Below are 25,844 nucleotides of genomic sequence, written 5' to 3' on the forward strand. Positions count from 1 at the left end.
AGCGGCGGCCCGGCCACCGGGGCTGGGCCACCGGGGCTGGGCCGCCGCTGACGGGCCCGCGCTACGGGTGCTCGATCCGGCAGAGGCAGAAGGGGTGGCCGGCCGGGTCGGCGTAGACCCGGAAGTCCTCCTTGTCCTCCTGGCGCAGCGGCCGTGCGCCCAGCGCCAGGATCTTCCCCTCGGCCGCGTCGATCTCCGCCCAGGTGGAGCCGGCGTCGAGGTCGAGGTGGAACTGCTGCCCGTTGCGGTCCGCGCGCGGCCACTCGGGGGGCGTGTGGCCCTCGGCCCGCTGGAAGGCGATCCGGGGGCCGTCCGGGACCTGGAGCACGACCCACTCGTCGTCCTCGGCGACGGGCGTGCCGCCCACCACCGCCGCGTAGAACGCGGCGAGCGCGTGCGGGTCGGGGCAGTCCAGGACGACGGAACGGAAACGGGCCACTGCGGTCATCGTGCCTCCAACGATTCGGTCGCTCACGCCGGTCAGCAGGCGCAGAGACAGAACGGGTGCCCGGCCGGGTCCGCGTAAACCCGGAACCCGCGCGTGCGGTCCGCCGCGTCCAGCGGCTTCGCGCCCAGCGCCAGCACCCCCCGCTCCGCCGCGTCCAGGTCGTCGACGGTCAGGTCCAGATGGAACTGCTGCGAGCCGTCCGGCGACGGCCACTCCGGCGGTACGTGCCCCGGAGCCTGCTGGAAGGCGAGCGACGCCCCGCCGGGCAGTGTCAGGTCCACCCAGTCGCCCTCCCCCTCGACCGTGCCGCCCAGGACACCGGCGTAGAAACCGGCGAGCGCGAGCGGGTCGGGACAGTCCAGGACGACCGGGCCGAGCTTGGCGAGAGCTGCCATGACTTCCTCCTCAGGAGACGGTTACCAGGAGAACCGCCGTAGCGATGACGGGTTACCGCATGGTGCCGTACTACTCGGCGCGGCTGCGTCGGTACCGGATCAAGTGGCGTCGCGGGGGCGGGAGTTGGCGAGTCGTCGGCCGAATCACCGTGCGGTGGTGCAGAATGCGGCAGGACGCCGGTCCGGCCGACTGAGCCTCGGCCGGACCGGCGTCGTCCGGCCGCCGCGGTCGGGCCGCCGCCGCCGTCGCTACGCGGTGGGCCGGCCCATCGCGCGGAACGTCCAGCCCGCCGCGCGCCACAGCTCCGGGTCGAGCGCGTTCCGCCCGTCGAGCACCACCCGGGCGCGTACGGCCTCGCCGAGCGCCGCCGGGTCCAGCTCGCGGAACTCCCGCCACTCCGTCAGGTGCAGGACCACATCGGCGCCCCGTACCGCTTCGGCGGCGGTGTCCGCGTACCCGAGCGTCGGGAAGAGGCGGCGGGCGTTGTTCATGCCCTTCGGGTCGTACACGGTGACCTGGCCGCCCTGGAGGTGGATCTGCCCGGCGACGTTCAGCGCGGGGGAGTCGCGTACGTCGTCGGAGTCCGGCTTGAAGGTGGCGCCGAGCACCGCGACCCGCTTGCCCAGGAAGGAACCGCCGCCCAGCGCCTCGCGCGCCATCTCCACCATCTGGCCGCGCCGCCGCATGTTGATGGAGTCGATCTCGCGCAGGAAGGTCAGCGCCTGGTCGGCGCCCAGCTCGCCGGCGCGCGCCATGAACGCCCGGATGTCCTTGGGCAGACACCCGCCGCCGAAACCGATGCCCGCCCGCAGGAACTTCCGGCCGATCCGCTCGTCGTGCCCGATCGCCTCGGCCAGCTTCACCACGTCCCCGTCGGCGGCCTCGCAGACCTCGGCCATCGCGTTGATGAAGGAGATCTTGGTGGCGAGGAAGGAGTTGGCGGCCGTCTTCACCAGCTCGGCGGTCGGGAAGTCGGTCACCACGAACGGCGACCCGGCCGAGACCGGCCCCGCGTACACCTCGCGCAGCAGCTTCTCGGCGCGCTCGCTCCTGGTGCCGACGACGATCCGGTCCGGGTGCAGCGTGTCCTCGACGGCGAAGCCCTCGCGCAGGAACTCCGGGTTCCAGGCCAGCTCGGCGTCGTCGCCCGCGGGGGCGTGCGCGGCGAGGTAGCCGGCCAGCCGGTCCGCCGAGCCGACGGGCACGGTGGACTTGCCCACCACGAGCGCGGGACCGGTGAGGTGCGGGGCGAGGGCGGCGAAGGCGGCGTCGACGTACGACATGTCGCAGGCGTACTCGCCGTGCTTCTGCGGGGTGTTCACACAGACGAAGTGGATGTCCCCGAACTCCGCCACCTCCGCCCAGTCCATGGTGAAGCGCAGCCGCCCGCTGGAGCCCTCTATCCCGGCCACGTGCTTGCGCAGCAACTCCTCCAGGCCGGGCTCGTACATCGGCACCTCGCCCCGGCGGAGCATCTCCACCTTCTCCGGTACGACGTCGAGCCCGAGCACCTCGAAGCCGAGCTCGGCCATGGCCGCGGCGTGCGTGGCGCCCAGGTAGCCGGTGCCGATCACGGTGATTTTGAGGGCCATGAGTGCTCCAGAAAAGTGGGCGCGGGGATGCGCGCCCGAGCATAGTCGGCGCTCTGTGCGGGGAATTTTCCCCCCTGTCGCCAAGCTCACGTATCACTCCCGTGGGCGGGGCCCCTAAAATTTGGGTTACTTAACAGTAATGAACAACGTCGTCACAGTGTCCTTGGAGCGTGAGAGACCTTGGCCGGATCGGCTGATTTCGACCTGTACCGCCCGTCCGAGGAGCACGACATGCTCCGGGACGCGATCCGCTCCCTCGCCGAGGCGAAGATCGCGCCGTTCGCCGCCGCGGTGGACGAGGAGGCCCGCTTCCCGCAGGAGGCCCTCGACGCCCTGGTCGCGAACGACCTGCACGCGGTGCACGTGCCCGAGGAGTACGGCGGGGCGGGCGCGGACGCGCTGGCGACCGTGATCGTCATCGAGGAGGTGGCCCGCGTCTGCGCCTCCTCCTCCCTGATCCCGGCGGTGAACAAGCTGGGCTCGCTCCCGGTCGTCCTCTCCGGCTCCGACGCCCTGAAGCGGAAGTACCTCACCCCGCTGGCCAAGGGCGACGCGATGTTCTCGTACTGCCTCTCCGAGCCGGACGCCGGCTCGGACGCGGCCGGCATGAAGACCCGGGCGGTCCGCGACGGCGACTTCTACGTGCTGAACGGCGTGAAGCGCTGGATCACCAACGCCGGTGTCTCCGACTACTACACGGTGATGGCGGTCACCGACCCCGAGAAGCGCTCGAAGGGCATCTCCGCCTTCGTCGTCGAGAAGTCCGACGAGGGCGTCTCCTTCGGCGCCCCCGAGAAGAAGCTCGGCATCAAGGGCTCCCCGACGCGCGAGGTGTACCTCGACAACGTCCGTATCCCCGCCGACCGCATGATCGGCGAGGAGGGCACCGGCTTCGCGACGGCGATGAAGACCCTGGACCACACCCGCATCACCATCGCCGCCCAGGCGCTCGGCATCGCGCAGGGCGCCCTCGACTACGCCAAGGGCTACGTCAAGGAGCGCAAGCAGTTCGGCAAGCCGATCGCCGACTTCCAGGGCATCCAGTTCATGCTCGCCGACATGGCGATGAAGATCGAGGCGGCCCGCGCGCTGACGTACCAGGCCGCGGCGGCCTCGGAGCGCGGCGACAAGGACCTCACCTTCCAGGGCGCGGCGGCGAAGTGCTTCGCGTCGGACGTGGCGATGGAGGTCACCGTCGACGCGGTCCAGCTCCTCGGCGGCTACGGCTACACCCGCGACTACCCGGTCGAGCGGATGATGCGCGACGCGAAGATCACCCAGATCTACGAGGGCACCAACCAGGTCCAGCGCATAGTGATGGCGCGGAACCTGCCGTAACACCACGAGGGCCCCGCCCCCACCGCCCCTCGCGGGCGTGCGGGCGGGGCCCTTCGGGTCCGTGTCAGTTGCCGGACACCGTGACCTTCTCGTCGTTGTTCAACTCGTTCACCAGCGTCTTGACCTTCGCCTTGTCCCAGACGAGGTTGCCGCCGGTGGAGCCGGAGATCGGCATGTTCATCGAGGTACCGTCGCCGCCGCTGACCCCCTTCATCGCCCAGAACATGGACGCCAGGTCCCACAGCGACATGTCCTTGTCCACCGTCAGGGAGTCCAGGCCCGCGCCCAGCGTCGGGTAGAGCTTGAACGGGTTGAGCAGCGTCGACGGGGTCGCCACCTGGTGCGCCAGCGCCGACAGGAACTTCTGCTGGTTCTTGGTGCGCTGGAGGTCGGAGGCCGCGAACGCGTGCCGGGTACGGACGAAGGCGAGCGCCTGGTCGCCGTTGAGCGTCTGCTTGCCGGCCTTGAAGTCGGCGCCCGAGTACGAGTCCTTGAAGCCCTTGTCGATGTCGATCGTGACGCCGCCCACCGCGTCCACGATGCTCGCGAAGCCGGCGAAGCCGATCTCGACGTAGTGGTCTATGTGCAGGCCGGTGTTGTACTCGACGGTGCGGACCAGCAGCGTGGGCCCGTCCTCCGCGTACGCCGCGTTGAGCTTCTCCTGCCGGCCCGTGCCCTTGTACGTCTTGCCGGACGTCGAGCCCACGTAGGACGGGATCGTGACGTTCGAGTCACGGGGCAGCGAGACCAGGGTGTCCCCGTTGTCACCGACGTGCAGGATCATCATCGAGTCCGTGCGCTTGCCCTCGGCGGAACCGGTGTGCAGCGCCTTCTTCTGCGCGGCCGTCAGCCCGGCCCGGCTGTCGGAACCCACGATCAGGTAGTTGGTGCCGCCGCCCGCATCCGGCCGGTCGATCACCTTGGAGAGGTCGACGTCGCGGTTGAGCTTGGAGTCGGCCCAGAAGTAGGTCGCCACGGAGGTGACCAGCAGCACGGTGACGAGGGTGATCGCCGTCCATTTGATCCGGCGGCGCCAGTTCGGCGCGGGCCGCGGACCGCGTCCGCCCGGGCCGCCCGGACCCTCCGGCCCGCCGGGACCGTCGTGGCCGGGCCTGCCGTAGACCTGGCCGGTGTTGTACCCGTCGTCGTAGCCCTGGCCGCCGCTGTACGACGACTGCTGCGGGACTCCGCCGCCGTACGGCGGTGCCGCCGGGCCGGAGCCCGGGTAGCCGTTCTCTCCCGGCGTGGCCCCGGGGCCACGCCGGACCTGACGCATCACGCGTGCGCTCTCCGGCTGTGCGTTGCCGCTGCCGCGTCCGTACCGGTCCCGGTCGTCGCCGGAACTGCCCTGGGGCCAATCGCTCATGGGGCCCAGTGTGCAGTGCGCCCCTATGGGCCATACAAGGGTCGTCGGAAAATCAGGTCACTGCTGTTGCCAAGCCGACACAAAGTCCGGCGAAAGTCACCCGGCATAGGGTGGAGGCCGTGACAGACCAGGCCGTGACAGACCAGCTCCCCGGGAAGCCGACCTCCGCCTCCCGCACCACCCTCAGCCACATCATGACCCACAACGACACCAACCTCCTGGGTACGGTGCACGGTGGGGTGATCATGAAGCTGGTCGACGACGCGGCGGGCGCCGTGGCCGGCCGGCACAGCGGCGGCCCGGCCGTCACCGCGTCCATGGACGAGATGGCGTTCCTCGAACCGGTCCGCGTAGGTGACCTCGTCCATGTGAAGGCCCAGGTCAACTGGGTCGGCCGGAGCTCCATGGAGGTCGGCGTGCGGGTCATGGCCGAGCGCTGGAACGAGTCGGACCCCGCCACCCAGGTCGGCTCCGCCTACCTCGTCTTCGCCGCCGTCGACGCCGACGGCAGGCCCCGCCGGGTGCCCCCGGTGCTCCCGGAGACCGAGCGCGACGAGCGCCGCTACCAGGAGGCCCAGATCCGCCGCACGCACCGGCTGGCCCGCCGCCGCGCGATCATGGAGCTGCGCGAGAAGCGGGCCGCCGAGGGCCTCGACGACTGAGCCCGAGGGGGCCCGGGGAGGGGGGGTCCACCGCGGAAAGCGTGACGAATTCCGGCGAAGTGTCACGCTTTTTCAGGCGCACCCCATCCTCTCCCCCGTCTCCACGGCCCCCTCGGCGCCCGCAGCGCCCTCCGCCGGCCCGGTCGACGACGGGGGCGCCTGGATGGGCCGGGCCGACGGGGTCGACGGCGTCGACCGGGTGGGCTCGGCCGGCTGTGGACCGTCCGCCCGCACCGGCGTGACCCGCTTGAAGTCGCTCCCCACGATCACCTTCAGCAGCGTCCCCTGCCCCGGCACCGCCCGCAGCTCGCTCCCGGGCAGCGCGGCGGCCAGCGTCCGCGCCGAGCGGTCCCACCGGGGGTCGTGGGCGATGACCGTCCGGCGTACGTCGTGCTGGGCCGCGGTGACCGGCCGGCCGGTGGTGCGGAAGCCGGTCGCCGCGAGCGCCGCGTCCACCCGGCGGCCGAGCCCGCCGACCGTCGTGCCGTTCTCCACCTGCACCTGGATCTGCCGCGGGGGCACGTCCACCGTCGCGACGCCCGAGCCCGGCGCCCGGCGGACGGTCAGCGGCTTGTCGTCCCGCAGGGCGTCGAAGAGTTTCGCCGCCTTCGGGCCGTCCCACATCACGGTGGAGCCGACGCCCTTCACGACATGGGCCATGTCACTGATCGGGACCGTGGTGAACTCGGACGAGGAGGGGGAGAAGTTCCGCAACCCCCGCCCCAGGTCCAGCAGTTCATCGGTGCCGAAGCCCTGGTCGGCCCGGACCGAGCCGAGGACCGCCCGGGTCACGTCACGGAACCGCAGCGGGTTCAGCAGCACCCCGGAGGTGGTGGCCTGCTCTACCAGCGCCGCCAGGAAGCGCTGCTGACGCTTCATCCGGCCGAGGTCGGCGGCGCCGTCCACATGGCGCGAGCGGACGTACTGCAAGGCCTGGCCGCCCATCAGCGTGTGCGTGCCGGCCGGCAGGTCGAGCCCGGTGTAGGAGTCCCGCAGCGGCTCGGCGGTACAGATCCGCACCCCGCCGAGCACGTCCACCGTCTTCATGAAGCTGGTGAAGTCGACCTCCAGATAGTGGTCGATCTTCACGTGCGTCATGTTCTCGACGGTCCGCACGGTGAGGTTCGGGCCGCCCTCCGCGTAGGCCGCGTTGAGCTTGACGGGGTGCGTCCCGTGGTGTCCGCCGGTGGCCGGGTCGGTACGGCCGGGCACCTCGGCGTAGGAGTCGCGCGGCAGGCTGACCACGCTCGCCCGGTCCCGGTCCGCGGAGAGGTGCACGATCATGATCGTGTCGGTGCAGCGGCAGGGCGCGCCGCCGAGGCGGTACTCGTGCCGGTCCGCCTCGCTGATCCGGTCCCGGCCGTCGGTGCCGACGAGCAGCACGTTCATGCCGTGGCCGGCGCGCGGCCGGTTCTTCATGTCCTTGAAGGGGTCGACGCGGGCGATGTCCGCGTCGAGGCCGGTGACGACGGCGTGCCCGATCCCGGCGGAGGCGAGCACCACCACGGAGAACGTGCTCGCCGCCCGCATGGCCCAGCGCGGCTTCTTCGGCCGCACGGGCGGTCGCTTCGGCCGCGCGGGGGGCCGCGGGCGGCGCTCGGGGGGACGGGCGGTGGGGGAGCGGCGGGGCGGCGTGGGCATGGGGGACACCTCCGCGAGGGCCGAACGTGGGATCGTGAGCACCGTAGGCCGATACGATCAGATACGAGCGGCACCGACCCGGGCGGGGCGCACTGGTGTCCCCCGTTCGCGGTAACGTGAGCCCCCTATGAACGCCAAGCCCGACGCGCGGCTCCCCGCCGTTTCTGTGATCATGCCCGTCCTCGACGAGGAGCGGCATCTGCGCGGAGCCGTCCAAGCGATCCTCGCGCAGGAGTACGCCGGCGAGATGGAGGTGGTGATCGCCCTGGGTCCGTCCACGGACCGCACGGACGAGATCGCCGCCGCGCTCGTGCGCGAAGACCCCCGCGTGCACACCGTCCCGAACCCGACCGGCCGCACGCCCGCCGCCCTCAACGCCGCGATCAAGGCCTCCCGCCATCCGATCGTCGTCCGCGTCGACGGCCACGGCATCCTCTCGCCGAACTACATCGCCAACGCCGTACGCCTCCTCGACGAGACCGGCGCGCAGAACGTCGGCGGCATCATGCACGCCGAGGGCGAGAACGCCTGGGAGGACGCGGTCGCCGCCGCGATGACCTCGAAGATAGGCGTGGGCAACGCGGCCTTCCACACGGGCGGCGCGGCCGGCCCCGCCGAGACCGTCTACCTCGGTGTGTTCCGGCGCGCGGCGCTGGAGCAACAGGGCGGCTACAACGAGGAGTTCATCCGCGCCCAGGACTGGGAGCTGAACTTCCGGATCCGCGAGGCGGGCGGCCTGATCTGGTTCTCGCCCGAACTGCGCGTGTCCTACCGCCCACGGCCCTCGGTGAAGGCCCTCGCCAAGCAGTACAAGGACTACGGCCGTTGGCGGCACGTCGTCGCCCGCTACCACGAGGGCTCCATCAACCTGCGCTACCTCGCCCCGCCCACCGCGGTGTGCGCGATGGCGGCCGGGATCGCGGTCGGCCTGGCGCTGACCCCGTGGGGCTTCGTGGTGCCCGGCGGCTACCTCGCGGCGATCGCCCTCGGCTCCGTACCGGCGGGCCGGGGCCTCTCCCCGAAGGCCCGGCTCCAGATCCCCCTCGCCCTCGCCACCATGCACCTCTCCTGGGGCTTCGGCTTCCTCACCAGCCCCAAGTCCCTGGCACGGCGGGTGATCGCCTCCCGGCGGCCCGCGGTGCTCAGCCCTACCAGCAACTGACCACCGCAGGACGCGAGTTCGGCCCGGACTACCAGATGTAGTCCGGGTCGACGTGCATACAGGCCGTGGTGTCCGCGCCGTTGAGGGCGGCGGCGGAGTCCGGCGTCGAGTCGTCCTCGGCCGGGGCCCGGTACGTGGTGCCGGAGGCCCAGTCGGCGCCGACGACCACGGTGACCCCCGAGACGCTCGTCGACTTCTTCACCGAACCGACCGGGACACCAAGGGACTTGGCGACCCGCTGGGCGTCGCCCTGCAGATCGTCGCTGGGATAGCGGACGACCGTCCTGTCCTTGCTGAGGACCGTCGAGGAGTCCGCCACCGCCTCGGTGAAGCCCTTGCCGACGAGCGCCCGCGCCACGTCGCCCGCCCGTCCGCGCACGGCGCCCGTCGTACTCGTCCGGGTGCCGTTCTCCACCCGTACGGCGATCCTGTCGTCGGCGGCGGCCGGATCGGAGGAGACCGGCTCCGCGGCCGGGGTCTTCTTCTTGTCCTTGCCGTCCAGCGCGATGTCCTCGCGGACCAGGCGGAAGAGCTGCTCGGCGTCGGCCGGCTTCGGCACCACCCGGCCGCTGCTGGTCGCCGAGTACTGCCACGGCATCGTCGTCATGGTGATGCGCCCGGTCGGGACCTTCTTCAGCTCCTTGCTGAGGTCGTACAGCTTGGAGACGGTGCCGAGCCCGTCGTCGACCGTGATCGACCTGGTGGCGGTCTCGGCCAGCTCGCGCAGCTTGTTGGGGTTGCTGAGGGTGGCGTTCTCACGCAGTTGGCGGACCATCGAGTTCATGTACTGGTGCTGCGCCTTGGTCCGCGCGATGTCGGTGTCGTCCTCGAAGCCGTACCGCGTGCGCAGCCACTGCAACGCCTGCTTGCCCTTGACGGACGTGGTGCCCTTCTCCAGCTTCAGGCCGGAGCCGTGACCGGAGGAGGTGTGCGAGTAGATGTTGGCGTCCACGCAGACCGGCACCCCGCCGATCGCGTCCGCCATGGAGACCACGCCCGCGAAGTCGACCATCATGAAGTGGTCGATGTGGATGTCGGTCAGCTTCTCCCAGGTCGCCACGGTGCAGCCGGGACCGCCGCGGCCGAGGGAGTCGTTCGTCATCGCCGTGGACTCGGCGGAGTAGGTGTCGCCCGTCTTGGGGTCCGTGCACTTGGGGATGGACAGCAGGGTGTCGCGCGGCATGCTCACCACCGACATGTTGGAGCGGTCCGCCGAGAGGTGCAGCAGCATCTGGACGTCGGCGCGCGGCGGGGTGTCGAAGGTGTCCTTCGCGCCGCCGAGCTTCTGGTTCTCCGCGGAGTTCCGCGCGTCCGAACCGATCAGCAGGATGTTCAACGGCGTCTGGCCCGCCGCGTTGGCCTTCGGCGCGGCGGCCCGGTCCTTCGCGTCACCGATGTTCAGGGCGCCCTTTTTGATGTTGTCGTTGAGGTGCTCGTAGTAGAGGTATCCGGCGCCGGCCGTCCCGATTATGACCACCGCCAGGATCGTCGCCGACCAGCGCAGCGCCCGCCGTCCACGCCGTCCGCGGTCGCCGTTCCCCTCGCCGTTCCCCTCGCTGTCCCCGTCGTCGGCGCCCCCGCTGCCGGCCGCCGGTCTCTCCCCGTTCCGCGGACCGGGCGACCTCGTCTCCTCGGCCGCCGGCACCTCCCCGCGCACACTGCTCCGCGCCACTCCCGCCCCTCCCCAACCCACCCTGGACCTGACACGGGTCCGCCCCGCGTCGTGTGAGACGCGGAACGGACCCGTCAGGTCACCTACTTGGCGCACTCAACCTTGTCGGCCGTGGATTTCTGTACCCCCTCGGGCGTCGAACCCGACGCCGCCGTGAGCGGAACGCCCGCCCCCTTGAAGTCCTTGCCCAGCGTCAACGTCATCGCGGGCAGCCCCTGCGAGTTCAGCACACTCTTGCCGGGCTTCAGCGCCGAGCCCGACAGACCCATGATCGCGGCGAGCCGGCGGGCCTGGGGCGCCTGGTCGGCCGCGTACTCCAGGGTGGTCTTCGCCAGCGCCGCCGGAGCGTTGCCCGCGTTCTCGGACTTGAGCACGCCCTCCTGGTTCTGCAGCCAGGCGAGCGTCTTCTGCGCGCTGCCGGACTCGGCCCCGCCGTTGACGATGCGCACCCGCACGTCGGCCGCCGCCGACTTGGTGCCCTTGAGCCGGGCGGCGACGGCGGCCTTCTCCTTCGCCGCCTTCTGCTTGACCGCGGTGAACGACACATCATTCTTGATCATGGAGAAGACCTGCGGCGCGGTCGTCTCGTTGAGGACGACGGTGGCCTTGACCTTCTCGGCCGGGTTGTCGATCACCGGGACGGTGGTGAAGGTCAGGTTCTTCACGTCCAGCTTGCCCAGCTCCAGACCGAGGTCCTTGAGCTTGCCGATGCTGTCCAGCTGGGAGTCGACGGTCAGCGCCTTGGTGCCCGCCTCGGCCACCTTCACCATCTTCGTCGGATCGGTGAGGGTCGAGTTGGACTTCAGCTTCCGCATCAGCGCGCTGAGGAACTGCTGCTGGAGAGCGATCCGGCTCAGGTCACCGCCGAACCCCACCGCGTGCCGGGTCCGTACGAAGGCGAGCGCGGTCTCGCCCTCGATGTGCCGGGTGCCCTTCTTCAGGTTCAGATGCGAGTCGGGGTCCTTGATGTCCTTCGCCAGACAGACGTCGACACCGCCGACCGCGGTGGTCAGCGTCTTCACCGCGTTGAAGTCGGCGACCATGAAGTTGTCCGGGGTGACCCCGGTCAGCTCGGTGACGGTCCGCGCCGTGCAACTGGGCGTACGGCCGCCCTGCCCCAGGCTCGTGTTGAAGCGGACGCCGGTCGTGCCCGGGATGACCTTGGAGGTGCCGTCCGCCTGGGTCGTCGGGCAGTCCGGGACGTCGGTGATCAGGTCGCGCGGAATGCTGAGGGCGGTCGCGTTCGAGCGGTCCTTGGAGACGTGCAGCAGGATCGTGGTGTCGGCGTGGCCGACGCTGCCGGAGTCGCCGTAGCCCTCGTTGCCCGAACCGGTGCGCTTGTCGGTGCCGATCAGCAGGATGTTGATCGCCTTGTCCTTGCTGAAGCCGCCGGTGCTCGCGCCGTCGTCCGAGACGGAGGTGATGTTGTCGTTGAGGTGCTTGATGTAGAGGTAGCCGCCCGCCGACACGGCGACCAGGACGAAGGCCAGGCCGCCGCCCGTCCACATCAGGATCTTCTTGCTCTTGGACTTCTTCTTCGCCGCGCCCCGCCCGCGCCGGGCCGGCGGTTCCTCGGGCGCGCCCCGCCGTCTGCGCGGCGGCGGCACCTCACGGCCCGGGGCGGCGCGCCCCGGGGCCTGGCGGGCCTCCCGGTCCGGAGGCGTCTTACGGCTCCGTGCCGTCCCGCCGCCGGGGGCGGCTCTGCGGGGTCCCGGCACCGCTGACTGCGGTGTGGAAGGAGTCAGTCGCAGTTCGTATTCGCCAGTGTCCGGATTGAGTACCCACTGGTCTGCGGGGTCGATGTTCTCCGCCCGCCCACGGCCTTGCGCGTCCACGGTTTACCGAATCCTCCGTCGGGGCCACGCGGCGCCTTCCCCCTCCAGGCGCTCGGGTCTCGTCCAAGCGGCGCGCCGTCCACAGGACGGACCCATGGCCAGGCGCACCGGATCGCTCACACTATCCGCCCGGTCGAGCGTCGAGCGACGGCGGTGACGCATTCCACGTCCCTACAACCGGTCAATCCGCCCTAATTTTCTTTATGGAACTCCGCCGCCTTGGCGATCGCTTTACCGGCAGCCGTCCTCGGCGGCCGTGTTCCCGCGAAAGGCGGGCGCCTCGGTCGCGTCAACGCCGGGCCTTTCGTCCCCTTCCCGGGGGATTTTCCTCGTCACCGTCACCGGGTCGTCCGCCCGCAACCGCGCGAACAACTTCTCGGCCTGCGGTTCCACGAGTTGGTCGCGATTGGCGTTGTATACGTACGACTCCCTTGGCACGGTGAGGAATTGGACCCGTTCGGCGGGGATGTCCCGCATTCCGCGCACGAGTTGGTACAACCCGCGCAGGTTCGCCAGCCCCGGATCGGTGGTGAGGGAGGAGGTGGCCGAGTCGAGCACCGGATAGAGCTTCACCGGATTGAGCAGTACGTCCTCGCTCTGCACCTTGTTGACGAGCGCGCCCAGGAACCGCTGCTGACGGTCCATCCGTTCGGTGTCGCTGCCGTTCCCGAGCGACTCGCGGGCCCGTACGTAACCCAGTGCCTGTTCCCCGTCGAGCGTCACCCGGCCCGCGGGCAGCCGCAGCCGGGCGGCCCTGTCCTCGATCGGCGCCTTCAGGCACACCTCCACGCCGTCGACCGCGTCGACCATGTCCTTGAACCCGTGGAAGTCGACGACCATGTGGTGATCGATCCGGACATCGGTGAGCTTCTCCACGGTCCGGATGGTGCAGGCCGAACCGCCCTCCTGGAACGCGGAGTTGAACATCGCGAACACCGGCTCGGTCCGGCTCCCGTCCGGCCGCCGGCAGGCCGGCACGTCCACCATCAGGTCCCGGGGCAGCGACACGGCGGTCGCCCCGCGCCGGTCGGCGGCCAGATGCAGCAGGATCGTGGTGTCCGACCGCTCGGTCCCGGAGTCCCGCCCGTACTCGGCGTTCCCCTCGCCCGACCGCGAGTCCGACCCGATCAGCAGAATGTTCTGCGCGCCCTTCACCAGCGAGGTCGGCCGCTCCTTCTCGTACCGCGCCAGCTCGGCGGCGGCGGCCTCATCCGGCGTGATGTTCCCGTCGAGCTTCGCGTAGACCCCCCACCCGACGCCTCCGGCGACCAGCACCACGACACCCGCCCCGAGTGCACCCCGCCGCCCCCAGCGCCACCGCCGGCGCACGCGCCCGGCCCCGGAGGCGGAAGCCCCTCCTACGGTGTCGTCGTCCAGCACGAGCGGGCCCACCCCTCCATGGCGTACGAGCGTGTAGTCCTGCTCCTACGACCATGGCGCGGATGGGCCGGTGAGGCGGCCGGTGCTGCGCCGTCCGGGTGAGCCGCGGACGTCCTCAGCGGCGCGTGGCCGTGACGCGCTCGCTCTCCACCCGCCTGGCCAGCGACTCCTCGTCCAGCCGCGCCAGATTCCGGCACAGCACGACCGAGGCCCCGCTGGCGAGCGGCGCGTACAGCCCGGCGCTCACCCCGTCCCAGCTGTCGTACGCCAGCCCCGACAGCAACCGCGAACCGGGACCCGTGAGCCCCAGCGCGCCCGCGTCGGCCCGGGCCCGCTCGACGACCTCCGCGCCCGTCAGCTCGGCCCCCGCCACGATCAACGCCGGCTCCTCGGGGCCGACCGGCACGAACGGCACGAACCGGTCGCCCTGGCCCGGCACCTCCACCGCGTAGTCGGCGAACCCGGCCGGCGCCTGCGGGAACCGCCCCCCGAGCGGCCGCAGGGCCAACGCGACCCGCTCCCCTTCGCACGCCCGCGCCGCGTCCAGCGAGTCGGGCCCGCTGACGACGACGTCCGCCGCGCCCGGGTTCCCGGCGACATCCGCGACGACCCCGACCGACGAACACGCCAGCAGCCAGACGGCCGTCTGCCAGTGCGCGGGCAGCAGCAGCGCGACCCGGTCACCGGGCGCCGCCCCCAGATCCCCCTGGAGCAGATTCGCGGTCTTGGCCACCCAGTTGCAGAAGGTGGCCACGGAGAGTTCGACCCGTTCGCCCGTGGCGTCGTCGTAGAAGGTCACCAGGGGGCGGCCGGGGTCCGCGGCAAGCGCGGAACGCAGCAGGTCGGCAGGGGTGCGATCGGTGGCGTTCACCCGCACCAGCGTACGCGGGCGCCCGCGGGGAAGTCCGGCGGCCACGGGTCGGTCCGCGCGGCAGGACATACCTGCGGTCCGTGGGTGGCAATCTCTACCGAAAAGGCAGGAAGGTGCGACTCAAGGTGATCTCCGGCCATCCGGACGGATTCGCCACGTACTGCCCCGATGGACGACCTGACGACGCACTCGGCTCGGCCCGTCCCACGGCGGCCCGCCGACGGGGGCGCCGAGGGGCCGCCGACGGGGTGGTCGACGGGGCGACGACGGGTTGACGACGGGGGTCGGGGAGGCGGGCCGCCATCGGGCGGTCTGCATACACTGGCCGGCCGACAGACAGTTGCGGCCGGTCCCGGCAGGAAGCAGAGACGACAGGTGACAGAAGCGATCCTCCTGGTCGGCGGCAAGGGCACCCGGTTGCGCCCGCTCACGGTGCGCACCCCCAAGCCGATGGTCAGGGCGGCGGGGGTGCCGTTCCTCACGCACCAGCTGGCGCGGGCGAGAGCGGCGGGCGTGGACCACATCGTGCTGGCCACCTCCTATCTGGCGGAGGTGTTCGAACCGCACTTCGGCGACGGCTCCGCCCTCGGCCTCCACATCGAGTACGTCACGGAGGACGAACCCCTCGGCACCGGCGGCGCCATCCGCAACGTGGCCGCGCGCCTCCACTCGGGCCCCGACGAACCGGTCCTGATCTTCAACGGGGACATCCTCACCGGCCTGGACATCCGGGCCCTGGTCCGCACCCACGAGACGACCGGCGCCGACGTCTCGCTCCACCTCACCAAGGTGACCGACCCGCGCGCCTACGGGCTGGTCCCCACCGACGCGACGGGCCGCGTCCTGGCCTTCCTGGAGAAGCCGCAGACCCCGGAGGAGATCGTCACCGACCAGATCAACGCGGGGGCGTACGTCTTCCGCCGCTCGGTCATCGACACCATCCCGGCGGGCCGCCCGGTCTCCGTGGAGCGCGAGACCTTCCCGGACCTGCTCTCCGCCGGCGCCCATCTCCAGGGCCTGGTGGACTCCACGTACTGGCTGGACCTCGGCACCCCGGCCGCGTTCGTCCGGGGGTCGGCCGACCTGGTCCTGGGCCGCGCCCCGTCCCCGGCGGTCCCGGGCCGTTGCGGCGACCGGCTGGTCCTGCCCACGGCGCGGGTCGCCCCCGACGCCAAGCTCACCGGCGGCACGGTGGTGGGCGAGGGCGCGTTCGTCGCCGAGGGCGCACGGGTCTGCGGCTCCACGATCCTGCCCGGCGCCGTGATCGAACCGGGCGCCGTGATCACCGACTCCCTCATCGGCACCCGCGCCCGCGTCGGCGAACGCTCCGTCCTCACCGGCACGGTCATCGGCGACGGCGCGGTCATCGGCCCGGACAACGAACTCCGCGACGGCGTACGGGTCTGGTGCGACGCCCGGATTCCGGCCGGGGCGGTGCGGTTCTCGTCCGACCAGTAGGGAGCGAGGGGCGCCGTCCGGCCGGACGGCGCCCCAACGGCGTTCAGTACTCAGGCAGTTGACCGGGCCGATCGCCGTACCGGTCGCCGTACCGGTCGCCGTGCCGGTTCACAGCCGCCCGATATCGGTGCGGGGCATCTTCGGGTGCCGCCGGGCCGGGGTACGGCCACTGAGGAGGATCAGCCGGGCGGCACGGTGGCGCTGGCCGGCGTAGGGCTCCAGCAGCGACAGCATCACCGAGTCGTCCGCGTCCCGGTCCCCGGCCAGCGCCCACCCCACGATCCCGGGCAGATGCAGATCCCCCACGGTCACGGCGTCCGCCGCTCCATGGCTGCGCTGCACGGTCTCCGCCGACGTCCACACCCCCACCCCCGGCACGAGCTCCAGCCGGGCCCGCGCCTCCTCCGGCTCCATCCCCACCGCCTGCTCCAGCCGCGCGGCGACCCGTACGGCACGCAGAATCGTCGACGCCCGCTTGTCGTCCACCCCGGCCCGGTGCCACTCCCACGACGGGATCAGCGCCCAGGTCCGAGGCGCCGGCACCACCCACATCCGCCCCTCCACCGGCCCCGGCGCCGGCACCCCGAACTTCCGCACCAGCAGCCGCCACGCCCGGTACGCCTCGTCGGTCGTGACCTTCTGCTCCAGCACCGAGGGGATCAGCGACTCCAGCACCAGGCCGGTCCGGGTCAGCCGCAGCCCCGGCCGCCGGTGCCGGGTGACGGCCAGAAGGCGATGCCGGGGCGCGAAGAGAGAGGGGTCGTCGGCGGCACCCAGCAGTTCGGGCAACCGTTCCAGCAGCCACCGGGCGCCGGGCCCCCAGGCCTCGCCGCGCACCTCGCCCCCGGCCGCGGAGACCCGGAGCGTGCCCGGTCCCGCGGGCGTCAGACTCGTCCGCCACACCGACCCGTCCGGCGTCGCCCGGAACGTGGGATCCCCCGGCCCCCGCCGGAGCGGCCCCAGCACCAGCCCGAGATCGAGCGCCCCCTCCGGCATCCACCGCCGCACCAGCCCGGCCGCCGACGCCTGCCGGGGCACACCCGCGAGCACCTCCGCGGGCACCTCCGCAAGGGCGTCTGCGGGCGCATCCGCGTGCACGCTCGCGGGCGCGACGACCTGCCCGCCCCGCACGGTCGTACGAGTGGGTCGCGGAGCGAAACGTCCTGCCACGAATGAGGTCCTAGCGCGGTCCTGGCGCGGTCCCAGAGAGGTACTGGGAAGGTTCTGGGAAATCCTGACACATCTCGCGGATCTGACACATTCCGAGCAACGTGTCGACGCTGACCCGGCGAGGTCGGAGAACAGCCGAAGCGGTGCCGCTGCCACGGTCCTACCAAGGCAGGCGCGCGCGGCCCGCCTCACCGCACCTCGATGAACGCCTCCGCATCCCGCGCGGGCCTGGCCCGCGGCTCCTCCGCCGGGTGCCCCACCGCCACCGCGCCCATCGGGTCCCACCCCGCCGGCAGCCCCAGCACCTCGCGCACGACGTCCCGGCAGAACATCGTCGACGACACCCACGCCGACCCCAGCCGCTCCCCGGCCAGCGCGACCAGCAGGTTCTGCACCCCGGCCCCGGCGGCCACCACGAACATCTCCCGCTCGGCCGCGTCCCGCCGCGCGTCCCCGTAGGAGTGCGACCCGTCCATGACGAGACACGGCACCACCAGATACGGCGCCGCGCGCAGCACCTCGCCCCGCCGCACCCGCCTGGTGATCGACTCCTCGCTCCTGCCGTCCCGCCGCAGATCCTCGATCCACGCGTCCCGCATGGCGTCCAGCAGCCCGCTCCGCGCCGCCGCCGACTCCAGCAGGACGAACCGCCACGGCGTCGTGTGATGCGGCGCCGGCGCGGTCACCGCCGCGGCCACCGCCCGCCGTACGGCACCGGGGTCGACCGGCTCGTCGGTGAAGGCCCGCACCGTGCGCCGCTGGGTCACCGCCTCCCGTACGGCCTCCGACGTGCCGAGCCGGAACATGTCGTCGCGACCGGAGCGCACCATGGCCCGGGCTCCGTCCCCGTCGTCGTCGGACACCACCCGCGGCAGCCCGCGTACGACGGCGACGGGCAGCCCGGCGGCCTTGCCCTTGACGAGGTCGCCCGCGGCGGCGAGTTCGTCGGCGGTGGCGACGACGGTCGCGCTGAGCGGATGGCCGTTCGCGTCCGTGCCCCCGCGCAGATCGTCCAGCACGCGCACACCGGCGGCGCCGATCGCCACATCCGTGAGCCCCGTGCGCCACGGTCGCCCGAAGGTGTCGGTCACCACGACCCCGACGTTGACGCCGAGCGCGTCCCGCAGCCCCGCACGGATGGCCCGCGCGGACGCGTCCGGGTCCTCGGGCAGCAACAGCACAGTCCCGGCAGGGGTGTTGGAGGCGTCGACCCCTGCGGCGGCCATCACCAGACCCTGCCGGTTCTCCACGATCCGCAGCGGTCCGCGCCGCGCCACGACCCGTACGGTCTCGGCGTCGATCGCGACCTCCCGGTCGGCCGCCTCGACGACCCGGCCCTCCGCCTTGGAAACGATCTTCGAGGTGACGAGCAGCACGTCCCCGTCGGCGAGTCCGGCCCCGGCCGCCGCGATCACCTTGGCCAGATCGTCACCGGCCACCACCTCGGGAAGCCCTGGCACGGCCCAGACGCGATAACCGCCGCCCGCCGCCGCACCCCACCCCGAGCCCTCGCTGACGCCCCCGCCCCGCCCCGCGTCCACGCCGTCACCCCGGCCTACGTCCACGCCCTGTCCTACGTCGACGCCCTCGCCCTGGCCTACGTCCACGCCCTCGCCCACGCCCTCGGCGCGTGCCCCGCGCCCGCCGCCGGCCGCCGTCCCGCTCACGCCGTCCGCACCTCCTCGGCCAGCGCGAGTGCCGCGCCCGCCATCCGCGCGGTCGCCCCGACGTCGGTCATCATCAGCGGCACCGCCCGGCAGCGGATGCCGGCCGCCTCGACGGGCTCCACCGCGGCCGTGTCCACCGTGTCGACGAGCCAGCCGTCCAGCAGCCCCGAGCCGTAGTGCTCGGCCACCGCCGTCGCCGTGGACTCCACACCGACCGCCGCGAGGACCTTGTCGGCCATCCCGCGCACCGGCGCGTCCCCGACGATGGGGGAGAGGCCGACCACCGGCACCCCGGCCTCGGCGATCGCCTCCCGGATACCGGGCACGGCGAGGATCGTGCCGATGGAGACGACGGGGTTGGAGGGCGGGAAGAGGATGACGTCCGCCTCCGCGATCGCCTCCAGCACGCCCGGCGCGGGCTTCGCCTGCTCGGCGCCGACCGGGACGACCGCCTCGGCGGCCACGGAGGCCCGCAGCCGCACCCAGTACTCCTGGAAGTGGATCACCTTGCGTTGGCCGTCCAGCTCGACGGCCACATGGGTCTCGACCCGGTCGTCGGTCATCGGGATCAGCCGCACCCCCGGCTTCCACCGGTCGCACAGCGCGTCGGTGACGGCGCTCAGCGGATAGCCCGCGCCCATCATCTGCGTCCGCACGATGTGCGTCGCGAAGTCCCGGTCGCCGAGCCCGAACCACTCGGGGCCCACCCCGTACGCCCCGAGCTCCTCCTTGAGGTGGAAGGTCTCGTCGGCCCGCCCCCAGCCCTGCTCCTCGTTGATGCCGCCGCCGAGTGTGTACATCACCGTGTCGAGGTCCGGACAGACCTTCAGCCCGAAGAGGTGGATGTCGTCCCCCGTGTTGCCGATCACCGTGATGTCCGCGTCCGGCACGGCCTGCTTGAGACCGCGCAGGAAACGGGCACCACCGATACCGCCTGCCAGAACCACAATGCGCATGGGAGCAAGTCTCGCAGGCGGGTACGACAACGCGTCAGGCAGTCACGGCTTCCGCCGGGCCGTGCACGGCGGGGGCGGCGCAGGCGGTGTGCATCGGCATCTCGGTCAGCCCCGGGTAGTAGACGTGCAGGCTGACGGCCGGTTCCAGCGAGTCGTTGACCACCTCGTGCACGTACCCCGGCGCGAACACCCGCTGCGCGCCCGCCCGCAACGCGCGCGTGCCGCGCCGGGTCCGCTCCGTGAGCGCGCCGTCCAGCAGGGTCAGCACCCCGGAGGAGCGGCCGTGGTCGTGCGGTCCGCTGCCCTGGCCGGGCACCCAGGACAGCAGCCACACCTCGTAGCCGGGCCCGGTGCGCAGCCGGTGGTACCAGCGCGTGGTGGCGTCGTAGCGCACCAGGTGCTCCCACTGGGAGCGGTCGGCGGCGATCGAGCGGGAGAGGCCGGCGAACTCGGCGACGGTGGCCGGGTGTTCGCGCGGAGCCTGGAGCAGATGCGGGACTTCGAGGATGTCGCCGGCGATCTGGAGGTCGTTGTCGCTGTTCATTCGGTGTGCTGGTTTCCTCGGTGGAAGAGGCCAGGGAGCCAGGGGCCAGGGAGCCAGAAGGGCCGGAGGGAACGGGAAGGCGAGTCGGACGGGTCGGTGAGGACTCGTAGGACAGCTGGAGCGGGTGTGGCTCAACAGCCGGTACGGCGACAACAACAGCTACGGCGAGCCCGGACAGCACCGAGGGACCCGGCGGTGCGGGTCGAGGTGAGTGCCGAGTTCGCGAGCATGCCCACAAGGACAGCGGTTCACGCCTCGCACTGTCAACTCGGTGCCCGGCATGTGGGACATGTTTCACCTCATCCGGTCCATCTCTCAGGCGAAAGGTTTGTTCGGGGGCCGACCGGGACACATGGCGCACAACCGGGCGCGCGGGCCCCGCTGGAACGAGATCGAATTTCTGGACGTCCTCCTCCATACAGGCCCGCGGCCGGGGTAGCCGGAGCGGGAGGCCCTGCGGGTCCCCTCTGCGTGTCAAGGTTTATGCCGATTTGAACACTTTCCGCTAGGCCTTGGTTCCGCAGAGTGAATAAGGGGCCCAATAGCAGATCTCGGCTTGACTCGCCCGGAGCAGCACACTTGTAATTTCACTCGTGTCGTTCAGCCGGAATCGGTAACGGCTAGACCACGGGGACGCGAAAGACGACGAGGGGCGCACATGACCGAGCTGGTGCAGCAACTGCTGGTCGACGACGCGGACGAGGAACTCGGCTGGCAGGAGCGCGCGCTGTGCGCCCAGACCGACCCCGAGTCCTTCTTCCCCGAGAAGGGCGGCTCCACGCGCGAGGCCAAGAAGGTCTGCCTCGCCTGCGAGGTCCGCTCCGAGTGCCTTGAGTACGCCCTCGCCAACGACGAGCGATTCGGTATCTGGGGCGGCCTGTCCGAGCGCGAGCGCCGGCGGCTCAAGAAGGCCGCGATCTGACCGGGCGACGCCGTTCCCGGCGCACCGACTCGGCGACGTACAGCTCTCCGGCCGAGGACATACGGAACGCACGGAACGCGGGAAACGTACAGAACGCGGAAAACGTACGGAGAGAACGGGCGAACGGCCCGTCGCGGGTGGGTTGTCCACAGGCGGCGGGCCGTGGTCATGCCCAGCCGATAGTGTGGTCGCTCGTCCGAGACGCCCGGCCGCCCGCTCGGGGCGCAGGCGTCCACCGCAGTCCATCGAACCGGGGCCCGTACCTCGATGTCCGTGCACAGCCACATGGCAGCAGCCCAGCAAGACCCGACCGCCACACCCGAGTTCCCGCGTCACGTGGTGACGGCGGTGCTCGTCTCCCACGACGGCGCCCGCTGGCTGCCCGACGCGCTCGCCGGGCTGCTCGGCCAGGAGCGCCCGGTGCAGAGCGTCGTGGCGGCCGACACCGGCAGCGCGGACGACTCCGCCCAGCAGGTCACCGACGTCCTCGGCGCCGACCGCGTGCTGCACCTCGCCCGGCGCACCTCCTTCGGCCAGGCCGTCGAGGAGGCCAACCGCAGCGCTCCCGTGCTCACTCCGGACGAGCTGCCCTACCTCAAGCGCCCCAGCGGCTGGGACCCCGTCACGCGCACCTGGCGCGACGACGCCTACGACCTGCCGGAACTGCCGCACGGCGAGCCCGTCCAGTGGCTGTGGCTGCTGCACGACGACTCCGCCCCCGAACCCGACGCCCTGGCCCAGCTGCTGCGCGTCGTCGACACGGAGTACGGCCTCGGCCGCGAGGACGTGGCCGTCGTCGGCCCCAAGCTCCGCGGCTGGTACGACCGCAGGCAGCTGCTGGAGGTCGGCGTCACCATCGCCCACTCCGGCCGCCGTTGGACCGGCCTGGACCGCCGCGAACAGGACCAGGGCCAGCATGACCACGTACGGCCGGTGCTCTCCGTCTCCACCGCCGGCATGCTGATCCGCCGCGACGTCTTCGAGGAACTCGGCGGCTTCGACCGCCGGCTGCCCCTGATGCGCGACGACGTCGACCTGTGCTGGCGCGCCCACACCGCGGGCCATCGCGTCCTCGTCGCCCCGGAGGCGGTCGTACGGCACGCCGAGGCGGCCTCCCGGGAGCGCCGTACCGTCGACTGCGCGGGCCGCACCGTCGCCTCCCCGCACAAGGTCGACAAGGCCGGCGCCGTCTACACCCTGCTCGTCAACAGCCGTACGGCCGTGCTGCCGTGGGTTTTGGTCCGGATCGTCGTGGGCACCGTCCTGCGCACCCTCGCCTACCTCGTCGGCAAGGTCCCCGGACAGGCCCTCGACGAGATCCGCGGCCTCCTGGGCACCCTGCTGCGCCCCGAGCGGATCCTCGCCGGGCGGCGCAGGCGCGGCCGTTCCGAGATCGCCAAGGACGAACTGCGGCCCCTCTTCCCGCCGCCCGGCGCGACCGTACGGGCCACCGTCGAGCAGGTCGCCGCCAACTTCGTCGACACCTCCGACCCCGAGATCACCTCCGGTGCCGGACGGCACGGCGGCGCGGTCGAGTCCGGACCCGGCGGCGACGACGCCGACTTCCTGGACATCGAGCAGTTCGCCCGCGTGAAGCGCATCGCCCGCAAGCCCGGCCCGGTGCTCTTCCTGGTCCTCCTCTTCGTCTCGCTCGTCGCCTGCCGCGGCCTCCTCGGCAGCGGCGCGCTCGCGGGCGGCGCCCTGCTGCCCGCCCCCGGCTCCTCCGGCGAACTCTGGTCGCGCTACCTGGACGCCTGGCACCCCGTCGGCGCCGGCGGCACCCCCGCGGCCCCGCCGTACCTCGCGCTCGTCGCGATGCTCTCCTCGCTGCTGTTCGGCTCGACCGGCCTCGCCGTCACCGTGCTGCTGGTCGCCTCCGTCCCGCTGGCGGGTCTCACCGCCTACTTCGCCTCCCGCCCGCTCGTCGAGTCCCGGTTGCTGCGCGCCTGGGCGGCCGTCGTCTACGCCTTCCTCCCCGCCGCCACCGGCGCCCTCGCGGGCGGCCGCATCGGCACCGCGGTCCTCGCCGTACTGCTGCCGCTGCTCGCCCGCGCAGGCGTCGCGGCCAGCGGCCTGGCACACTCCCCGGGCACCCGCGGCAGCTGGCGCGCCACCTGGGCCTACGCCCTGCTCCTCACGGTCACCACGGCCTTCACCCCGATCGTGTGGCCCCTCGCGCTGCTCCTCGGCATCGCGCTGCTGGCCGTGCGCCGCACCGAACTCACCGCCTACGCACCGCGTTTCCTGGTCCAGTTCGGCACCCCGCTGCTGATGCTCGCCCCCTGGTCGCTGACGCTGCTGCCGTTCGGCTTCTTCCGGGAGGCCGGTCTGGAGTACGGCTCCGGGGCCGCCTCCGCCCTCGACCTGCTCGGCGCCAGCCCGGGCGGCCCCGGCACGGTCAGCGGACTGATGCTCATCGGCATCGTCCTGGCCGCGCTCGCCGCCCTGCTGCGCGACGAGCGCCGGTTCGGCATCCTCACGGCCTGGGGCATCGCCCTGGTGGGCCTCGTCTTCGCCGTCCTGTCCAACCGCTCCACCTGGGCCGGCCCGGCCACCCTCGTCTACGGCCTCGCCCTCCTCGCCGCCGCCGCGCTCGGCGCCGACGGGGCACGCTCCCGGGTGGCCGAGCAGAGCTTCGGCTGGCGCCAGCCGGTCGCCGTGCTGATCGCCTTCGCGTCGGCGGCGGGCCCGCTGCTCGTCGCCGCCGGCTGGATGATCCGGGGCGCCGACGGCCCCGTGGAGCGGCGCGACTCCGTCCAGGTGCCGGCCTTCGTCGCCGAGGAGAGCGGCACCCAGGACCAGGCCCGCACCCTCGTCCTCGACAGCGACTCCGCCGCCCACGTGGGCTACGTCCTCGTCCGCGGCTCCGGTGCCCGCATGGGCGACGGCGAGTTCGCCGCCGCGGACGGCGGGAACGAGAAGCTCGACAAGGTCGTCGCCAACCTCGTCGCCGGTTCCGGCGCCGACCAGGCCGACCAGCTCGGCGGCTTCGCCGTCCGCTACGTCCTCCTCCACAAGGGCGCCCCCCGCGAGGTCGGCCGCGTCCTGGACGCCACCCCCGGCCTCAGCCGGCTCAGCCAGGCCGACGGCAGCGCCCTGTGGCGGGTGGACGCCCAGGTGTCCCGCGCGTCCGTCGTCGGCGGCTCCGGCGCCCCGAAACCGGTCGCCGCGGGCCCCGTCGACATCCACACCACGATCCCGTCCGGCGCCACCGGCCGCGTGCTGCGCCTCGCCGACGCGGCCGCCCCGGGCTGGACGGCCACCCTGAACGGCGGACCGCTCACCCGGACCACGGTCGACGGCTGGGCCCAGGGCTTCCAACTCCCCACCTCCGGCGGCCGGTTGGACGTCACCTACGACGATCCGGCGGCGCACACCGGCTGGCTGTGGACCCAGGGCGCGCTCGCCCTCGTACTCGTCGTGCTCGCCCTGCCGGGCCGCCGCCGCGACGTCGACGACGACCTGCCCGAGGAGGAGCCGGTCCCCGCCGAGGCCGTCGCCGGCGAGGGCCGCCGCGCCCGCCGGCTGCGCGCCCAGGCGGAGGCCGAGGCGACCGAGGACGACTCCGCACAACCCGGCGAGTACGGCCAGTACGGCGAGGCCGCCGAACAGGGCGAGTACGGCGAGCACGGCGGGTCCGGCCCGGACACCCCGCAGCCGCCCGCGCCGGACGCCCCCGCCGCCGTACCGCGGCAGGGGTCCTACGACGAGTGGGACCCGGCGAGCTACGCGAGCGCCGAGTACGGCGGTTACGACGGCGAGCAGTACCAGGACGGCCGGCAGTACCCGGCGGGCGGCTACGACCAGACGTACCGGGCGGACTCCTACCAGGCCGACCAGTACGACCCGTACGCCTACGGCGACCAGCCCCAGCAGGGCACCTACGACCCGGCCTACGACCCCCACCAGGGCCAGGGCCAGGGCCAGGGCCAGGGCCAGGGCCAGGGCCAGGATTACGACCCCGCGTACGACCCGGCCCGGCAGCAGTATCCGCACGGCAGTGAGCGCCCCGACGGGAGCCAGCAGTGAACCGCACCCTCCTCACCTTCCTCGGCGGGGTGACCGCGCTCGCCGCCGTCACCGGCTTCGCCGCGGCGAGCGGCCCGGCCGCGTCCGGCACCGCCACCGGGACCGCCGGGACGGCCGCCCGGCTGCCCGTGGAGCGCACCAGCCTGCTGTGCCCGGCGCCCAGCACCTCCGACATCGCCGACACGTCGTACGCCTCGTTCACGCCCGTCACGGCGGGCACCGCGAGCGACGGCACGGCCCAACTCCGTGCCGCCACCGAGGAGTCGGGCGACGGGACGAGCACCGGCAAGGGCAAGAAGGCCGCCAAGCCCGTCCTCCAGCCCAAGGAGCCCGGCACCCCGGCCACCGGAGACCACTCCGGCTCCGACTCGCCCGCGCTGCTCGGCACCGCCGAGGGGAAGTACGCGCCGGGCTGGACCGTCCAGGAGACCACCCAGGTCGCCGCGGGCGCCGGCCGCGGCCTCCTGGGTGTCGACTGCACCGCTCCGGACACCGAGTTCTGGTTCCCGGGCGCCGCCACCTCCGCCGACCGCACGGACTACGTGCACCTGACCAACCCCGACGACTCCGCCGCCGTCGTCGACATCGAGCTCTACGGCAAGGACGGCGCGATCAAGTCGACGGTGGGCGAGGGCATCACGGTCCAGCCGCACTCCAGCGAGCCGGTCCTGCTCTCCACCCTCACCGACGAGCAGCAGACCGACGTGACCGTGCACGTGATCGTGCGCAGCGGCC

20 protein-coding genes and 1 pseudogene are annotated in these 25,844 nt (G+C 72.4%); 8 read left to right on the top strand and 13 right to left on the bottom strand.

Annotated features, from left to right (window positions below; genetic code table 11):
• Positions 1-61: 61 nt before the first annotated feature.
• From ABZT12_RS16115 to ABZT12_RS16125, 3 genes are all read right to left on the bottom strand, one after another.
• Complete coding sequence (locus tag ABZT12_RS16115; RefSeq protein WP_356383648.1) at positions 62-448, bottom strand: VOC family protein; 387 nt, start codon at positions 446-448, stop codon at positions 62-64.
• Between the two features lie 32 nt (positions 449-480).
• Complete coding sequence (locus tag ABZT12_RS16120; RefSeq protein WP_356383651.1) at positions 481-843, bottom strand: VOC family protein; 363 nt, start codon at positions 841-843, stop codon at positions 481-483.
• 249 nt (positions 844-1,092) lie between these two features.
• Positions 1,093-2,436 carry a UDP-glucose/GDP-mannose dehydrogenase family protein gene (locus ABZT12_RS16125; protein WP_356383653.1) on the bottom strand — a complete coding sequence of 448 codons (1,344 nt, stop codon included), beginning with the start codon at positions 2,434-2,436 and terminating at the stop codon, positions 1,093-1,095.
• Positions 2,437-2,616: 180 nt separating this feature from the next.
• On the opposite strand from ABZT12_RS16125, the gene ABZT12_RS16130 reads away from it, so the two are divergent.
• Complete coding sequence (locus ABZT12_RS16130) at positions 2,617-3,774, top strand: acyl-CoA dehydrogenase (protein ID WP_356383655.1); 1,158 nt, start codon at positions 2,617-2,619, stop codon at positions 3,772-3,774.
• Between the two features lie 64 nt (positions 3,775-3,838).
• On the opposite strand, the gene ABZT12_RS16135 is transcribed toward ABZT12_RS16130, so the two are convergent.
• A complete protein-coding gene (locus ABZT12_RS16135; RefSeq protein WP_356383658.1) occupies positions 3,839-5,140 on the bottom strand; it encodes an LCP family protein in 1,302 nt (433 codons plus the stop codon).
• Between the two features lie 110 nt (positions 5,141-5,250).
• On the opposite strand from ABZT12_RS16135, the gene ABZT12_RS16140 reads away from it, so the two are divergent.
• The gene (locus ABZT12_RS16140) at positions 5,251-5,802 is read left to right on the top strand and encodes an acyl-CoA thioesterase (RefSeq protein ID WP_356383660.1); all 552 of its coding nucleotides are present in this window, start codon (positions 5,251-5,253) and stop codon (positions 5,800-5,802) included.
• Between the two features lie 72 nt (positions 5,803-5,874).
• Here ABZT12_RS16140 and ABZT12_RS16145 read toward each other — a convergent pair whose 3' ends face one another.
• Complete coding sequence (locus ABZT12_RS16145) at positions 5,875-7,443, bottom strand: LCP family protein (protein WP_356383663.1); 1,569 nt, start codon at positions 7,441-7,443, stop codon at positions 5,875-5,877.
• A gap of 127 nt (positions 7,444-7,570) precedes the next feature.
• Between ABZT12_RS16145 and ABZT12_RS16150 the strand changes: the two genes are divergently transcribed.
• Positions 7,571-8,605, top strand: coding sequence for a glycosyltransferase family 2 protein (locus ABZT12_RS16150; RefSeq protein ID WP_356383666.1), 1,035 nt, complete (start codon positions 7,571-7,573; stop codon positions 8,603-8,605).
• Positions 8,606-8,633: 28 nt separating this feature from the next.
• Here the strand turns inward: ABZT12_RS16150 and ABZT12_RS16155 are convergent, their stop codons facing one another.
• The 4 genes from ABZT12_RS16155 to ABZT12_RS16170 all read right to left on the bottom strand — a co-directional run bounded on the left by ABZT12_RS16155 (position 8,634) and on the right by ABZT12_RS16170 (position 14,363).
• On the bottom strand, positions 8,634-10,277 hold the full coding sequence (locus ABZT12_RS16155; protein WP_356383670.1) for an LCP family protein: 1,644 nt from the start codon (positions 10,275-10,277) through the stop codon (positions 8,634-8,636).
• Positions 10,278-10,360: 83 nt separating this feature from the next.
• Positions 10,361-12,112, bottom strand: coding sequence for an LCP family protein (locus tag ABZT12_RS16160; RefSeq protein ID WP_356383673.1), 1,752 nt, complete (start codon positions 12,110-12,112; stop codon positions 10,361-10,363).
• 231 nt (positions 12,113-12,343) lie between these two features.
• Complete coding sequence (locus ABZT12_RS16165; protein ID WP_356383676.1) at positions 12,344-13,504, bottom strand: LCP family protein; 1,161 nt, start codon at positions 13,502-13,504, stop codon at positions 12,344-12,346.
• Between the two features lie 103 nt (positions 13,505-13,607).
• Positions 13,608-14,363: a TIGR03089 family protein gene (locus tag ABZT12_RS16170; RefSeq protein WP_356383679.1), complete on the bottom strand. Its 756-nt coding sequence runs from the start codon at positions 14,361-14,363 to the stop codon at positions 13,608-13,610.
• 53 nt (positions 14,364-14,416) lie between these two features.
• Between ABZT12_RS16170 and ABZT12_RS16175 the strand changes: the two are divergent.
• Positions 14,417-14,638, top strand: a pseudogene (locus ABZT12_RS16175) (hypothetical protein); the annotation flags it as partial.
• 100 nt (positions 14,639-14,738) lie between these two features.
• Complete coding sequence (locus tag ABZT12_RS16180; RefSeq protein WP_356383682.1) at positions 14,739-15,821, top strand: NDP-sugar synthase; 1,083 nt, start codon at positions 14,739-14,741, stop codon at positions 15,819-15,821.
• Positions 15,822-15,929: 108 nt separating this feature from the next.
• On the opposite strand, the gene ABZT12_RS16185 is transcribed toward ABZT12_RS16180, so the two are convergent.
• The 4 genes from ABZT12_RS16185 to ABZT12_RS16200 all read right to left on the bottom strand — a co-directional run bounded on the left by ABZT12_RS16185 (position 15,930) and on the right by ABZT12_RS16200 (position 20,158).
• The gene (locus tag ABZT12_RS16185) at positions 15,930-16,991 is read right to left on the bottom strand and encodes a DNA-3-methyladenine glycosylase 2 family protein (protein ID WP_356383685.1); all 1,062 of its coding nucleotides are present in this window, start codon (positions 16,989-16,991) and stop codon (positions 15,930-15,932) included.
• A gap of 188 nt (positions 16,992-17,179) precedes the next feature.
• A complete protein-coding gene (locus ABZT12_RS16190; protein WP_356383721.1) occupies positions 17,180-18,532 on the bottom strand; it encodes a coenzyme F420-0:L-glutamate ligase in 1,353 nt (450 codons plus the stop codon).
• Between the two features lie 122 nt (positions 18,533-18,654).
• Positions 18,655-19,614, bottom strand: a complete 960-nt coding sequence (cofD, locus tag ABZT12_RS16195; protein WP_356383688.1) for a 2-phospho-L-lactate transferase — start codon at positions 19,612-19,614, stop codon at positions 18,655-18,657.
• Positions 19,615-19,648: 34 nt separating this feature from the next.
• Complete coding sequence (locus ABZT12_RS16200; protein ID WP_356383691.1) at positions 19,649-20,158, bottom strand: cysteine dioxygenase family protein; 510 nt, start codon at positions 20,156-20,158, stop codon at positions 19,649-19,651.
• Between the two features lie 658 nt (positions 20,159-20,816).
• Here ABZT12_RS16200 and ABZT12_RS16205 point away from each other — a divergent pair.
• The 3 genes from ABZT12_RS16205 to ABZT12_RS16215 form a co-directional block, all read left to right on the top strand.
• Positions 20,817-21,080: a WhiB family transcriptional regulator gene (locus tag ABZT12_RS16205; RefSeq protein WP_010986447.1), complete on the top strand. Its 264-nt coding sequence runs from the start codon at positions 20,817-20,819 to the stop codon at positions 21,078-21,080.
• A gap of 267 nt (positions 21,081-21,347) precedes the next feature.
• Positions 21,348-25,109 carry a glycosyltransferase family 2 protein gene (locus tag ABZT12_RS16210; RefSeq protein WP_356383694.1) on the top strand — a complete coding sequence of 1,254 codons (3,762 nt, stop codon included), beginning with the start codon at positions 21,348-21,350 and terminating at the stop codon, positions 25,107-25,109.
• On the top strand, positions 25,106-25,844 hold a 739-nt coding region (locus ABZT12_RS16215), incomplete at its 3' end, for a DUF5719 family protein (protein ID WP_356383697.1). The genes ABZT12_RS16210 and ABZT12_RS16215, both read left to right, overlap by 4 nt.

The sequence above is a fragment of the Streptomyces sp. NPDC005423 genome, assembly GCF_040606415.1.
Taxonomy (GTDB): domain Bacteria; phylum Actinomycetota; class Actinomycetes; order Streptomycetales; family Streptomycetaceae; genus Streptomyces.